This window comes from Pararhizobium capsulatum DSM 1112, from assembly GCF_030814475.1.
Taxonomy (GTDB): Bacteria; Pseudomonadota; Alphaproteobacteria; order Rhizobiales; family Rhizobiaceae; genus Pararhizobium; species Pararhizobium capsulatum.
In genome coordinates, this window is record NZ_JAUSVF010000001.1 from 512,840 (window position 1) to 526,986 (window position 14,147).

A 14,147-nucleotide genomic window follows, 5' to 3' on the forward strand; every position below is an offset into this window, starting at 1 on the left:
AACGGCAAACGAACACGCCGTCGTCTGGCAAGTGGCCTGTCCCCCGCCCGCGTCAGATGTCAGGACAAAGGCCTATCCCCCTCTCCGGGCCTTTGTCCAGATAATGCCGAAACCGCCATGGCTCCGCCTCCGCCATGGCGGTTTTTCTTTGTGAACTTTTCCGGATTGAATCGGCGCAAACCCGATCGGAAAAGTTCAGGGATCAAAAACCCGTGAAAAGCCTGTCAAAGAGCCGTGTTACGTCAATGTAACTTGTCATCAAACGGCTGGGGGCGTACCCATATATCATGGCCTTCGACAGAATGGATTCTGCGACATACCTGGCCAGTCTGCTGGCAAAAAATTTCTCCCGCGCCTTGCAGGAGAGAGGCCATAAACTCGGCTTCGCGCCCGGCCAGTTTCCCGTCCTCCTGGAATTATGGAGCGAGGAAGGGTTGACCCAGAAGCAGCTCATCGACCGTCTCGATATCGAACAGGCAACCATGGCCAATACGCTTTCGCGCATGGAGCGCGACGGCTTGGTCGTGCGTCGTCGTCACCCGACGGATCGCCGCGCGCAGCAGATTTTTCTGACCGAACGGGCGCGCGAGATGGAAAGCGAGGCGAAGGAGGCCGCGATAGCCGCCGACCAGTCGCTTTTCTCAGGGTTCCGCCGTTTCGAGCGCGAACTGATGCTGGAATATATGCGCATGGCGATTGCCAACAGTGCGCGTGAATAGCGTGCCGCGAATGGATCGATCAAAAGTTTTTGCTTAAAGCCGGCCCCGTCTTTGTCTAGGTTCCGCCGGAACCAAAAGGATTCGTATCATGACGCAAAGCGTTCTTTCCCGCGCAGACGACAATCTCAACGCAAGCCTGGAACGGCTGTTCGAGCTGGTGCGCATCCAGTCGATCTCGACCGATCCGGCCTATAAGGGCGAATGCCGCAAGGCGGCCGAATGGCTGGTGGCGGAACTTGTCAGCCTCGGCTTTACCGCCTCTGTCCGCGACACGCCCGGCCATCCAATGGTCGTCGCCCACCACGAGGGCGGCAAGCCGGACGCGCCGCATGTGCTGTTTTACGGCCATTACGACGTCCAGCCGGTCGATCCTATCGAGCTTTGGGATACCGCTCCGTTTGAGCCGACGATCAAGGAGCTGAACGGCAGCAAGGTCATCACCGGCCGCGGCACAGCCGACGACAAGGGTCAGCTTCTGACCTTCGTCGAAGCCTGCCGCGCCTATAAAGAAACGGCGGGTTCGCTTCCCTGCAAGGTGACGATCCTGTTCGAGGGCGAAGAGGAATCCGGCTCGCCGTCGCTGAAGCCATTCCTTGAGGCCAATGCTGCCGAACTCAAGGCCGATTACGCCCTCGTCTGCGACACCAGCATGTGGGACCGCGATACCCCGGCGATCTCCGCCGGCCTGCGTGGCCTTGTCGGCGAAGAAGTCGTGGTCACCGCTGCCGACCGCGACCTGCATTCCGGTTATTTCGGTGGTGCTGCCGCAAACCCTATCCATATTCTGACCAAGGCGCTTGCCGGTCTTCATGACGACCAGGGTCGCGTAACACTCGATGGCTTCTATGAGGGTGTCGAGGAAACGCCGAGCCAGATCAAGGCCGCCTGGGAAACGCTCGGCCTGACGGCCGAAAAATTCCTCGGCGAGATCGGCCTTTCCGTTCCATCCGGTGAAAAGGGCCGTTCAGTTCTCGAACTCACCTGGGCGCGTCCGACAGCCGAAGTCAACGGTATCTGGGGCGGCTATACCGGGGAAGGCTTCAAGACCGTGATCGCAGCCAAGGCCTCTGCGAAAGTATCCTTCCGGCTCGTCGGCCAGCAGAACCCGGACAAGATCCGCGAAGCATTCCGCGCCTATGTCCGCTCAATAATCCCCGCCGATTGTTCGGTGGAGTTCCATCCCCATGGCGGTTCGCCGGCCATCCAGCTTCCCTATGATTCGGCTCTTCTGAACACGGCCAAAAGCGCGCTGTCGGACGAGTGGCCGAAGCCGGCGGTCATCATCGGCATGGGCGGCTCGATCCCGATCGTCGGCGATTTCCAGAAGATGCTCGGCATGGAATCCCTGCTTGTCGGCTTCGGTCTTTCAGACGACCGTATCCATTCGCCAAACGAGAAGTACGAACTGCAGTCGTTCCACAAGGGCATCCGCTCCTGGATACGCATCCTGGATGCGATTGCCGCCTGATTAACGGCAAAGCGCCGCTGCTTCCCCGGCCATGACTTGACCCTGTCGGCCGGGGATGGTCTCATTTGTGGATGGATTACCGCCTGAGACAGCCTTTGAAATATCTGGCCACATGAGGACCGCGCGCAAGTTCGTCTGGCCGGTCATCGGATTGGCTGCCATTCTCTTCTCCCTGTACGGCCTCTATCACGAGCTGCAAGGTCTCTCGATCAGGGACGTGCTGGTGAGCCTGGAGGCGGTTTCAAGCGGCCAATGGGTTCTCGCTGCCTGCGCTACGCTTCTCGCCTACGCAGCACTCGCGGCCTATGACCATCTCGCATTGGAGCATCTGGGCCGCCATATCTCGCTTACATTCATTACCGTCTGCTCGTTTACCGCCTATGCCCTTTCCCATACCGTCGGGGCTTCGGTTTTTTCCGGTGCGGTGGTTCGATACCGTGCATACGGAGCAAAAGGGCTTTCTGCCGGGGAGACAGGCATTCTCGTCGCCTTTTGTTCCTTCACCTTCGCGCTCGGAACATTGCTGCTCTCAGCGATCGTGCTTCTGCTGGAACCGGATATCACGACACGCTTTGCATCCTTCCTGCCGGTCGAGGCCTCGATTTCCACAGCATTGATCATCCTTGCGCTGATCGGACTTTACCTGGTCGGAAGCCTGATCGGGTTTCACCCCGTGAAAACGAGCTGGTTTCGGCTGGAGTATCCCAAGCCCACTCTGGCGCTGAAGCAGCTTTTCATCGCGCCACTGGAATTGATTGGTGCGGGTGCAATCATCTACTTTGCGCTGCCGATCGAAGGGAACCCTGGTTTCCTGATCGTTCTCGGGGTCTTCCTCGCCTCATTTTCCGCCGCACTGCTGTCCCATGCTCCAGGTGGTTTGGGAGTGCTGGAGCTGGTCTTCATCGCGGCCCTGCCGGAAATGGACCCGGCCGCGGTTCTTGCTGCGCTTGCCATTTTCCGGCTGTTCTACCTGATCATTCCCTTCATCATGGCGCTTGGCGTCGTAATCGTCTTTGAACGATCGCAATATGTCGCCGAGCGGCAGCGGGAGAGGACGGTTCCGGCAGAAAACGCAGAGCGGTAGGCACTCCCTACGCCGCCGTGCTCCCCGCCGTCATGATGGTGGGTGGCACTTTGCCGGAACGGCAGTGTCGAGCGGGCCGTCGGTTTCTTCCAGTTCGGCGCTGTCGATCAGCAAGGGGGTAAAAGGCGGCTCCTGGATGGCTGCATCCGCCATGCGTGTCACGTAGCAGCCGGCAAAGAAATGTTCCTTGCCCGCCTTGTCGACAGAGCGAACCGCGACCGGTACCGGCATATAAAGACTGCCGGCTGCACCTTCGGGCGTGACAGTGCCCGTCTTAACCTCGACCGTCACGGTGTCGGCATAACCCTCAGCGAAAGTCCGATAGTCCGCCAGGGCGCTCTTGTCGGAAAAATAGCTGTAGGCGCGGGCATATTCCTTGCGGGCAATGGCGTTGTAGAGCGAGCGCACAAGGGCCGCCCCGTCCGAACGATCATCGCTATAGGCGGGCTCCTGTGCCGCACAGATGGCGGGATAAGCGAATAGGCAGAGAGCAAGAAGAAGACGCTGATACATGGAAACTTCCTCGATTTTCTGGGTTCTCGAAGCCGGACAGCAAAGGAGGCGGCATCGTATGAGAGGCCGCCTTCTGAGAATAGATAGTATTCACGTTTACTGGATGACCTGCACGACCGTATGGGTCTGCGGATCAACGATCACGCGTTGGTTGTTGACGATCGCATAAGCGTAGCGATTGTCTTCCGGGACCGGGGCCAGCACTACATCCGAGGGAATCGGCTTGCCAATGGCAACGGGTTGCTGCACCACGACGGATTGCGCAACCGGTTGCTGCTGAACATAGGTCACGACGCGCTGCGGCGGCGGATCGACGGCCGTGCCAGCGATTGCGCCCACGACACCACCGACCGCGGCACCGACGGGGCCGCCCACAATCGCGCCTGTAACTGCACCGCCAGCGGCACCGGTGACGGTGCCTTCCTGGGCCAGTGCTGCTGTCGACGTCATGCCCAGCGTTGCTGCGGCGAGGATCATAATCTTGGTCTTCATGGCCAACTCCTTTCGATTTTTTGTCTAGCCATGGAGCGGTAAATGCCCGTGATGGCGGTTCGTTCCGAAAAAAATCACGCCATGCCGGCGGGATCGCCGATCGGCAGGAGGGCCGGCTCAAGCGTCGGGTCGTTCGGATTCTTGCTGTCGCTGTCATCAAGGATCGGCGGCGTTGCTGGCTTATCCTGGCTGCGATCGGGCACACCTGGCGTCGTTTGGGGGCCGCGTGGGGTTTCCGACGAAGGCGCCGGCAGCGGATCACGATTTGGCATGATGCTTCTCCTTTTCGAGCGGGCTATGCGTCTTGAAACGACGCTCGAAAAAGGAACGGGATGGAACCGCGATGGTTCCCGATCGGCTCTTCAAACGCGACCCGGATGGACTTACGTCCGGTCGGCAACTGCGTTGAGGCGACCCCGAGAGCGCGACGCCGTGCGTGCCGCCAGAAGCGTGGTGGCCAGTTTGCGTTCCTGTGCAGTGAAGAGCAGTTCGTATCGGGGATCGAGGATCAGTGCTTCCATGGAGATAGCGGCCATGCCGTGCTGCTGTAGCCGTTCCAGACCGGTCGTTCCCGGCTGTTCCAGAAGGGCGCGGGCGGCGGCAACCCCGCCTTTCAGCAGGACGAAACGGCGCAGCAGCACCGGACGAAAGCCGATCTTGGCGCATCGATCATAGATGGCCAGCATCTCCTGATGAAATTCACCTTCAAGCTTGCCCGTCACGCGCTTCATTGGATCCCTATAAGATTTCGGCCGGTGCGGGATGCGCACCAGCCGAAATAAACGCCGGAAGGCCTGCTGTGTGTCAAGCGCCCCTGCGGCTGATTGTCAGCTGGGCGTCAGGGTGACCGAGGTTCCCGTGGCCGCGACATTGAGACCAAGTTGTCCGGTTACGCTGATGATCTGGAGCTGGATGGAGCCAGACGTACCCCCGATGAGGATATTGGTTCCGATGCCGGCAAAGACCGTCGCTTCAGCCGTGGCGCCCTGATAGAGACCGCCGAGCGAGCCGCGATGATAGCCGGCGGTGGGTGCAAACACAGCCCAAGCCAGGCTGCCCTGCGTCGTGAAGCCGAGATCCACGCCTATCTTGCGGATGACACCGGTATAGCGATCCTGCTTGCCGGTGGTCGAGTTGAAGACGCAGTCAAGATTTTTGGCGGATCCGAGAACATAGCCGACACCGCCACCGACATTGCAGGTCAGCATGCCGATTTTGACGCCGTTATAGTCGTCCGCCTCCCGGTAGGTGGCGACCGGATCGGCGGCATTGGCCGCCATTGCAAAGGCTTGCGCCAAAGATGCTGCGGCAACGACTGTCGCGATGGTCCTGTTCATTGGGTTCTCCTTAGGGTTCAGCCCTGCCCGGATTGATTATATAGCGTGTGCCTTATTTCCACCAAGGCCGGTGCAGGTCATTTCAGGGGGCCTTGATCGGCCCCGCCAATTGTTGTGTTCCGTTTTACCAATAGCGGCGGCGCGGCGGTTCCGGTTGGGATGCAGCGCCGAGAATGTAACCGATCACCATGCCGGCTGCCGCCGCAACGAAAACCACCGAGCCGGCTGCTGCGGGATGTTCGCGAGCTGTCTGCGCGATGGCGCTGCCCTCGGCCTTAGCAACGGCGGCTGCCTTGCGGGCAACCGGCGCCGCGGCATCTGCGACGCTGGAAGCCCGGTCGCGAAGGTCGGAATAGGCTTCGGCACTCTGGGCACTGACGATTTTTGAGAGACGAGCGACCTCTTCGCGCAGTGCATCGAGGTCACGGGTTGATTCGATAGCCATGGCTGTGTTCTCCAGTTGACGAAGGAGAACGATCAGCTCTCGCGTTGGTTCCGCGCATCAAATCCAGTATATCCAGGCATTTTTCAGGCGCCGAAAACTGTTGTAGCGAAGTGGTTGAGAACTTTGGGAAATCCGTTTGCAAGTTCTTAACCACACCTTAAATCGCCGCATTTAGAGTCCATCGGATCGCTCAAGCGGGCCATAAACGGCCTCTTTAACCCCAGTTTCGGGAGCAGACTGCCTCGGCATGGCATCACACAACAGATCACGGCAGAGAATGGAGCCCTCCTTTGAAGAGGAGGCAACCGATGGCGATTCCCTGAACATCGGTGCCGGTGAACGTGTGTCGGGCGGGAGCCGAAAAGCATCTGCGAAGCCTGCAGGCAAATCATCATCCCGCAAAACACCCGCCAGGAAGACGAGCCGGCGACAGCGCGGTTCCGGCGGCGGCTTCTTCGGTCCTGTCAGAAGGATGATCTATTGGTGCGTCGTTCTCGGCATATGGGGCGCGATCGGGGTCGGCGGCCTTGTCATCTACTACGGCTCACGCATGCCGAGCGCGACGAGCTGGGCTATTCCAGAACGGCCGCCGAACGTCAAGATTCTCGCAGTCGATGGCACGATTCTTGCCAATCGCGGCGTAACCGGCGGCGAGGCGCTCTCGCTGGAAGAAATGTCGCCCTACATTCCGCAGGCTGTGGTCGCCATTGAGGACCGGCGCTTCTATTCGCATTTCGGCGTTGATCCGCTTGGTCTTGCCCGCGCCATGGTCACCAACCTGACCACCGGGCGCATGGTGCAGGGCGGCTCGACTCTCACCCAGCAGCTTGCCAAGAACATGTTCCTGTCACCCGAGCGTACGCTGGAGCGCAAGGTGCAGGAAGTGCTCCTCGCCTTCTGGTTGGAGCAGAAATACACCAAGGACCAGATTCTGACGATGTATCTGAACCGGGTGTTCTTCGGCTCAAACGCTTATGGCGTCGAGGCAGCTTCGCGGCGCTACTTCAACAAGTCCGCCCGCGACGTGAACCTTGGCGAGGCAGCCTTGCTCGCCGGTCTGCTCAAAGCGCCGTCACGCCTTTCCCCCGCGCGCGATCCCAAGGCCGCCGAAGCGCGCGCCCAAGTCGTGCTCGGCGCGATGCGGGAGGAAGGTTATATCTCGGATTCCGAGATCAAGACCGCCATGTCGCAACCGCCGACAAAGGCAAAGAGCTTCTGGTCGGGCGCGCAATATTATGCCGCCGACATGGTGATGGACCAGCTGCCGGGAATGATCGGCAAGGTCGATCAGGATCTGATCGTCGATACCACTCTCGATCTGACGCTTGAGAAGAAGGCCGAAGAGACGTTGGCGGCGAGCCTCGACGCCGAGGGCGAGAAATTGAATGTTTCGCAGGCGGCGCTGGTTTCGGTGGATGGCACTGGCGCAATTCGGGCGATCGTCGGCGGACGGGACTATGCCACCAGTCAGTTTGACCGTGCCGTGAAAGCCAAACGTCAGCCAGGCTCGGCCTTCAAGCCCTTCGTCTATGCGGCCGCAATGGAAATAGGTCGCACGCCGATGTCGGTGCGCAACGATGGGCCGGTCCGCATCGGAAACTGGACGCCTGAAAATTACGACCAGAAATATCGCGGCGAGGTTTCGCTCGCCGAGGCGCTCGCCAATTCTCTCAATACGATTGCTGCACAGCTTGTCATGGAAGTCGGGCCGCAGAATGTCATCAAGCTGGCGCACCGGCTCGGCATCGAATCGGAGCTTCAGTCCAATGCGTCGATTGCGCTCGGAACATCGGAGGTCAGCCTGCTCGAGCTGACATCTGCCTATGCGCCGTTCATGAATGGCGGGTTCAAGGCGACGCCGCACATCATTCGCCGCATTTCGACTGCCGACGGCACGGTGCTGTATGAAAACACCTATGACAGCCCGCCGCGTGTACTCGACCCGGAGGTTGTCAGCGAAATGAACCAGATGATGCTCGGCGTCATCGATCATGGCACGGGCAAGAATGCCCGGCTGAAGGGTTGGGAAGCTGCCGGCAAGTCCGGCACGACTCAATCCTTCCGGGACGCTCTTTTTGTAGGCTTTACCAGCAACCTGACGACCGGCGTCTGGTTTGGCAACGACGATGGCAAGTCGATGAAGAAGGTGACCGGCGGCGGTCTTCCCGCCAAGGCCTGGCATGAATATATGGCGGCTGCCCATGAAGGACTTTCGCCGTCTCCGATCTTCGGAACGGCCGGCGTGCAGCCTGTTTTCGACCAGAACGGCCAGCCGCCTGCGACGATCGGCGACGTGATTTCGGGCAATTTCGGGGGTGCGCCGGCCGGTGAGTTTCCGGATCGTCCGCAGGGGGACGGCAATCAGGCGGCACAGTTTCCGCCGCAGGGCAATGGTTCCGGTCTGGTGCCCCCTGCCGATGTCGGCCAGACGACAGGAGCCACGAGCCGGCGCACGACATTGTTCGATATCCTGACCGGCGGCTGACGGGATTGCCTCGCCGAGAGAGCGCCGCGTTACCGTAAATTTTAACGGGCGCATGCGGCGCGGGTGTTTGGTCAGTTTTTGCCTGTTTTCCCCGCCTCGAATGCCTTGCAGTCCCCAAAACCCCTCCTTATATACGCCCCATCACCGCGGTCATCGATCGCGGCCCATCACAGACCATCCCGTTAGGGGCTGTCCCATGAATGCCTGACCGGGTTCCGACAGTCCGCTGCAAGGAGAGAACGACATGGCTAAAGTAATCGGTATCGACTTGGGAACGACCAACTCCTGCGTCGCCGTCATGGACGGCAAGGACGCGAAGGTCATTGAAAATGCTGAAGGTGCGCGCACGACCCCTTCGATCGTTGCATTCAACGACGACGGCGAGCGCTTGATTGGTCAGCCAGCCAAGCGCCAGGCCGTCACCAACCCTGAAAACACGCTGTTTGCCGTCAAGCGCCTCATCGGCCGCCGTTACGACGACAAGCTCGTGGAAAAGGACAAGGGTCTCGTTCCCTACAAGATCGTCAAGGGCGACAACGGCGATGCGTGGGTCGCTGCGCACAGCGAAAAATATTCGCCGTCTCAGGTCTCTGCCATGATCCTTCAGAAGATGAAGGAAACCGCCGAATCCTATCTCGGTGAAAAGGTCACGCAGGCCGTCATCACCGTTCCAGCCTACTTCAACGACGCGCAACGCCAGGCAACCAAGGATGCCGGCCGCATCGCCGGTCTTGAAGTCCTGCGCATCATCAACGAGCCGACGGCTGCTGCACTTGCTTACGGCCTCGACAAGAAGGACGGCAAGACCATCGCCGTTTACGACTTGGGTGGCGGTACCTTCGATATCTCGGTTCTCGAAATCGGCGACGGCGTCTTCGAAGTGAAGTCGACGAACGGCGACACCTTCCTCGGTGGTGAAGACTTCGATATGCGTCTGGTCGAATACTTGGCTGGCGAGTTCAAGAAGGACCAGGGCATCGACCTGAAGAACGACAAGCTGGCTCTGCAGCGCCTCAAGGAAGCTGCTGAAAAGGCCAAGATCGAGCTCTCGTCCTCGCAGCAGACCGAAATCAACCTGCCGTTCATCACGGCAGACGCTTCCGGTCCGAAGCACCTGACCATGAAGCTGTCGCGCGCCAAGTTCGAAAGCCTGGTTGATGATCTGGTTCAGCGTACCGTTGCGCCGTGCAAGGCAGCCCTCAAGGATGCCGGCGTCACCGCAGCCGAGATCGACGAAGTCGTTCTGGTCGGCGGCATGAGCCGCATGCCGAAGGTACAGGAAGTCGTCAAGCAGCTGTTCGGCAAGGAGCCGCACAAGGGCGTCAACCCGGATGAAGTCGTCGCTCTCGGCGCCGCCATCCAGGCCGGCGTTCTCCAGGGCGACGTCAAGGACGTGCTGCTCCTCGACGTGACCCCGCTGTCGCTCGGTATCGAAACCCTCGGTGGCGTCTTCACCCGTCTGATCGAGCGCAACACGACGATCCCGACGAAGAAGAGCCAGACCTTCTCGACGGCGGAAGACAGCCAGTCGGCCGTCACCATCCGCGTCTCGCAGGGCGAGCGTGAAATGGCAGCCGACAACAAGCTGCTCGGCCAGTTCGACCTCGTCGGCATCCCGCCTGCACCGCGTGGCGTACCGCAGATCGAAGTCACCTTCGATATCGACGCCAACGGCATCGTGCAGGTTTCGGCCAAGGACAAGGGCACCGGCAAGGAGCACCAGATCCGCATCCAGGCATCGGGCGGCTTGTCCGACGCCGACATCGAGAAGATGGTCAAGGACGCGGAAGCCAATGCCGAGGCTGACAAGAAGCGCCGTGAGGGCGTGGAAGCCAAGAACCAGGCCGAAAGCCTGATCCACTCCTCGGAAAAGTCCCTGAAGGAGTTTGGCGACAAGGTCACCGAAGCCGACCGCAATGCGATTTCGGATGCGATCGCCAGCCTGAAGACGGCTGTCGAAGCATCCGAGCCGGATGCTGAAGACATCAAGACCAAGACGCAGACCCTCATGGAAGCATCCATGAAGCTCGGTCAGGCCATGTATGAGGCCCAGCAGACTGAAAGCGCCCACGCCGACGCTGCCGCCGATGCTGCCCGCGATGGCGACAATGTCGTCGATGCCGACTACGAAGAGATCAACGACGACGACAAGAAGTCGGCCTGATCTTCATCAACTGAATGATCGAGCTCCGGAGCGCCACACGCTCCGGAGCTTTTTTTTGGCCGCGATCAACCCATTAACAGTTGTTTGAGAGAGTGCTGATAGGCTTCTTCAGCTGGAAGTATGGTCCACGGGCTGGCTTCCGGATTGGCGCTTTTCTGCAGGGGATGACGTCGCGTGCATTTCCGCATCTTCGAGACATGGAGACTGATGGCCGCGCTCCTGGTGATGGCTTATCATTTCCTCCGCTTCGGTCCAGGTACACCCCAGCAGTTTGCCGCCGGCGAAGTTCTTCATCGGCTGCTGCCGCTGATGGACATGTTCTTCATGATCTCGGGCTTCCTGATCCTGCTGCGATACGGCGACCGGTTGAAGGACACTGCAGGTTACCGGCGTTTCATCGTTCGGCGACTTGCGCGGTTCTATCCCCTCTATCTGGTGACATCGGTCTTTTTCGTCGTCGTCGCCATTGCCCTGCATCTCGGTATGGTGGAATCGACCCAGGCTGAGCGCTATGACTACAATCTGCTCTGGCAGAACCTGTTGCTCGTCCAGGCATGGGGAACGACGGAAAATCTCAGTTTCAACTATGTCGCCTGGTCGCTCTCAGCCGAGTGGTTCTGCTATCTTCTGCTGCCGGTCTACGTTTTGGTGATCCGGCGCGGCGGCCTTGTGGGTCTTGCTACGCTCGCTGTCCTGAGTGTTATCGCGCTGGAAGTTGCAACAGCCGCCGGCATCATCCCGTTCGACAGCTGGCTCCAGGCGGATACCTGGGGCGCCTATCGCGCCTTTGCCGATTTTGCGGTCGGCGGCGTGGTCATGATGTGCGCCCGCGACAGCCGCTGGCAATTGCGCTCGCATCTGCCGGCCTGGGGCGTGTTTGCAATCTCGATTGTCGGCATGCTGCTGCTCTGGCCGTCCTATGTCACGGTCTTCCTGCTTGCCCTGTCCATGTTTTTTGCAGCCCTTGCCGAGCGTAACAATCCTGCTGACGCGGAGTGGCTCTCTGTCTTCTCTCCGGCGGGCCGCGCGTCTTTCGGCATATACCTGATCCACCCCATGGTTGAGACGATCCTGCTTGCCATCGTCTGGCAGCATTTCCTCGCACCGCTCGAGGTCATGAGCTTCTATGTCTTCTGGATCGTGCCCATGGTTGCGACAATATTCCTTGCCATGGCATCGGATCGGTACTTCGAAAAGCCCGTCAGTGAACGCCTCAACCGGCTCTTTGGCGAACCAGAGGCTGCCGGCAAGGTGCAGCGGCGCAACGCCCCGGCCTGAACTGTCGATTTTGAGGCAAAAAACCGCATGTCAGCAGTATTGGCTATGGTATCGCGCTTGAAGGTTCACTAAATCCTGTTGCAAGGAAATCAGGCGACCACCGGACGGCCGGGCTCGGCGCGTCTATTCAACAGGACAACCTGCACGAATGAAACGTGATCTCTACGAAACGCTCGGCGTTGCGAAAACGGCGGACGAGAAGGAGCTGAAAAGCGCCTTCCGCAAATTGGCGATGAAATATCATCCGGACAAGAACCCCGGTGACGCCGAATCCGAAAAGACGTTCAAGGAAATCAACGAAGCCTACGAGACTTTGAAGGACCCGCAGAAACGAGCGGCCTATGATCGTTATGGCCATGCTGCCTTCGAGCATGGCGGCATGGGTGGCGGCGGTGGTGCCGGCATGGGTGCCGGTGGCTTCTCCGACATCTTCGAGGATATCTTCGGCGAGATGATGGGTGGTGGGCGCCAGCGTCGCTCCTCGGGCGGCCGTGAGCGCGGCGCCGATCTGCGCTACAACATGGAAATCAGCCTTGAAGAAGCCTTCGCCGGCAAGACGGCGCAGATCCGGGTTCCGACCTCGATCACCTGCGATGTCTGCACCGGCACCGGCGCAAAGCCGGGCACCAAGCCCTCGACCTGTGTCACCTGTCAGGGTTCCGGTCGCGTGCGCGCCGCCCAGGGCTTCTTCTCGATCGAGCGCACCTGCCCGACCTGCCACGGCCGCGGCCAGACGATTTCCGATCCCTGCTCCAAATGTCACGGCCAGGGCCGTACAACGGAAGAACGTTCGCTGTCGGTCAACATTCCCTCGGGCATTGAGGATGGTACCCGCATTCGTCTGTCGGGTGAGGGCGAGGCCGGCCTGCGCGGCGGTCCTTCCGGCGATCTCTATATCTTCCTGTCGGTCAAGCCGCATGCCTTCTACCAGCGCGACGGGGCCGATCTCTATTGCAGCGTGCCGATCTCGATGACGACGGCGGCCCTTGGGGGCAAGTTCGACGTGGCGACCCTTGATGGCACCAAGTCCCGTGTATCGGTTCCGGAAGGAACCCAGGCCGGCAAACAGTTCCGTCTCAAAGGCAAGGGCATGCCCGTGCTGCGCTCGACCCAGGTGGGCGATCTCTATATCCAGATCCAGATCGAAACGCCGCAGAAGCTCACCAAGCGCCAGCGTGAGCTGCTCAAGGAGTTCGAGGAAATTTCCTCCAAAGAAAATAACCCTGAATCCTCGGGTTTCTTTTCCCGCATGAAAGACTTCTTCGACACGCTTAGCGATTGATCTCCTTTCGGGACAAGACGTTTTTCAAGGCCGGAAGCTCGGGTTTCCGGCCTTGTTCTTTTACGCAGGCACCCTTTCCGGAACCATTTCCCTCGCTTAGCTTTGTTCTCTGATGAGGATGAAACGATAGCGGGGGTGACATGGCCTACGAACTTTACTATTGGGACGGCATTCCGGGACGGGGCGAATTCGTTCGTCTGGCGCTTGAATATGCGCGGGCGGATTATGTCGATGTCGCACGCATGAACGGTGGCACGGAACAGCTGCTTGCTCTGATGAAGGGCGAAAATGCGAATGTCGTACCCTTCGCGCCGCCTTTCCTGAAGGATGGAGAGATCCTTGTCTCCCATGTCGCCAACATTCTTCTTTATCTCGGCAGTCGGCTGGGTCTGGCGCCAGAAAGCGAGATCGAGCGACTGACTGCCAACGGTCTGCAACTGACGATCACCGATTTCGTCGCCGAAGTTCACGATTGCCATCATCCGATAGGTACATCGCTCTATTACGAGGAGCAGAAGGATGAGGCGAAACGTCGTTCCGAGACATTCGTCGCGGAGCGGCTGCCCAAATTTCTAGGCTATTTCGAAAAGGTTCTGGCCCACAACCCGAAGTCGGATCACGCGGTCGGGAGCAGTTTTTCCTATATCGACCTGTCGCTCTTCCATCTTGTCGAGGGACTGCGCTACGCCTTTCCGCAGGCCATGGAGGGCGACGGCGCGCGCTATCAGCGGCTGATTGCACTGCATGACCGCGTATCGCAACTGCCGACGATCAGCGCCTATCTTGGCTCAGAACGGCGGCTTGCTTTCAATCAATCCGGCATTTTCCGCCACTATCCGGAGCTTGATGTCCTGAACAGGCCGTGACGGCGAAAGGTTCG

14 protein-coding genes are annotated in these 14,147 nt (G+C 59.6%); 8 read left to right on the forward strand and 6 right to left on the reverse strand.

What is annotated here, in order from left to right:
• The first annotated feature begins 287 nt into the window (after positions 1–287).
• The 3 genes from QO002_RS02300 (at position 288) to QO002_RS02310 (ending at position 3,271) form a co-directional block, all read left to right on the forward strand.
• Entirely contained in the window at positions 288–719 is a 432-nt protein-coding gene (locus tag QO002_RS02300) for a MarR family winged helix-turn-helix transcriptional regulator (RefSeq protein ID WP_307226285.1), read from the forward strand.
• A gap of 88 nt (positions 720–807) precedes the next feature.
• Positions 808–2,187 carry a M20/M25/M40 family metallo-hydrolase gene (locus QO002_RS02305; RefSeq protein ID WP_307226286.1) on the forward strand — a complete coding sequence of 460 codons (1,380 nt, stop codon included), beginning with the start codon at positions 808–810 and terminating at the stop codon, positions 2,185–2,187.
• A gap of 112 nt (positions 2,188–2,299) precedes the next feature.
• Positions 2,300–3,271: a lysylphosphatidylglycerol synthase domain-containing protein gene (locus QO002_RS02310; RefSeq protein ID WP_307226289.1), complete on the forward strand. Its 972-nt coding sequence runs from the start codon at positions 2,300–2,302 to the stop codon at positions 3,269–3,271.
• Between the two features lie 30 nt (positions 3,272–3,301).
• Here QO002_RS02310 and QO002_RS02315 read toward each other — a convergent pair whose 3' ends face one another.
• The 6 genes from QO002_RS02315 to QO002_RS02340 form a co-directional block, all read right to left on the reverse strand.
• Positions 3,302–3,784, reverse strand: a complete 483-nt coding sequence (locus QO002_RS02315; protein ID WP_307226290.1) for a VirB8 family type IV secretion system protein — start codon at positions 3,782–3,784, stop codon at positions 3,302–3,304.
• 96 nt (positions 3,785–3,880) lie between these two features.
• Complete coding sequence (locus QO002_RS02320; protein WP_307226292.1) at positions 3,881–4,276, reverse strand: DUF1236 domain-containing protein; 396 nt, start codon at positions 4,274–4,276, stop codon at positions 3,881–3,883.
• A 74-nt stretch (positions 4,277–4,350) separates the two neighbouring features.
• Positions 4,351–4,548, reverse strand: coding sequence for a hypothetical protein (locus tag QO002_RS02325; protein ID WP_307226294.1), 198 nt, complete (start codon positions 4,546–4,548; stop codon positions 4,351–4,353).
• A gap of 111 nt (positions 4,549–4,659) precedes the next feature.
• Positions 4,660–5,007 (reverse strand): hypothetical protein, encoded by a 348-nt coding sequence (locus QO002_RS02330; protein WP_307226296.1) that lies wholly within the window; start codon positions 5,005–5,007, stop codon positions 4,660–4,662.
• Positions 5,008–5,103: 96 nt separating this feature from the next.
• On the reverse strand, positions 5,104–5,556 hold the full coding sequence (locus QO002_RS02335; protein WP_370878532.1) for a DUF992 domain-containing protein: 453 nt from the start codon (positions 5,554–5,556) through the stop codon (positions 5,104–5,106).
• A 181-nt stretch (positions 5,557–5,737) separates the two neighbouring features.
• Positions 5,738–6,058: a hypothetical protein gene (locus tag QO002_RS02340; RefSeq protein ID WP_307226300.1), complete on the reverse strand. Its 321-nt coding sequence runs from the start codon at positions 6,056–6,058 to the stop codon at positions 5,738–5,740.
• A 247-nt stretch (positions 6,059–6,305) separates the two neighbouring features.
• Here QO002_RS02340 and QO002_RS02345 point away from each other — a divergent pair, with 247 nt between their 5' ends.
• From QO002_RS02345 to QO002_RS02365, 5 genes are all read left to right on the forward strand, one after another.
• Positions 6,306–8,543, forward strand: coding sequence for a transglycosylase domain-containing protein (locus tag QO002_RS02345; RefSeq protein ID WP_307226302.1), 2,238 nt, complete (start codon positions 6,306–6,308; stop codon positions 8,541–8,543).
• A 244-nt stretch (positions 8,544–8,787) separates the two neighbouring features.
• Complete coding sequence (dnaK, locus tag QO002_RS02350; protein ID WP_307226305.1) at positions 8,788–10,707, forward strand: molecular chaperone DnaK; 1,920 nt, start codon at positions 8,788–8,790, stop codon at positions 10,705–10,707.
• 174 nt (positions 10,708–10,881) lie between these two features.
• The gene (locus QO002_RS02355) at positions 10,882–11,985 is read left to right on the forward strand and encodes an acyltransferase family protein (protein ID WP_370878438.1); all 1,104 of its coding nucleotides are present in this window, start codon (positions 10,882–10,884) and stop codon (positions 11,983–11,985) included.
• 148 nt (positions 11,986–12,133) lie between these two features.
• On the forward strand, positions 12,134–13,267 hold the full coding sequence (gene dnaJ, locus QO002_RS02360; protein WP_307226309.1) for a molecular chaperone DnaJ: 1,134 nt from the start codon (positions 12,134–12,136) through the stop codon (positions 13,265–13,267).
• A 140-nt stretch (positions 13,268–13,407) separates the two neighbouring features.
• On the forward strand, positions 13,408–14,133 hold the full coding sequence (locus QO002_RS02365) for a glutathione S-transferase (RefSeq protein ID WP_307226311.1): 726 nt from the start codon (positions 13,408–13,410) through the stop codon (positions 14,131–14,133).
• The last annotated feature ends 14 nt before the right edge of the window (positions 14,134–14,147 follow it).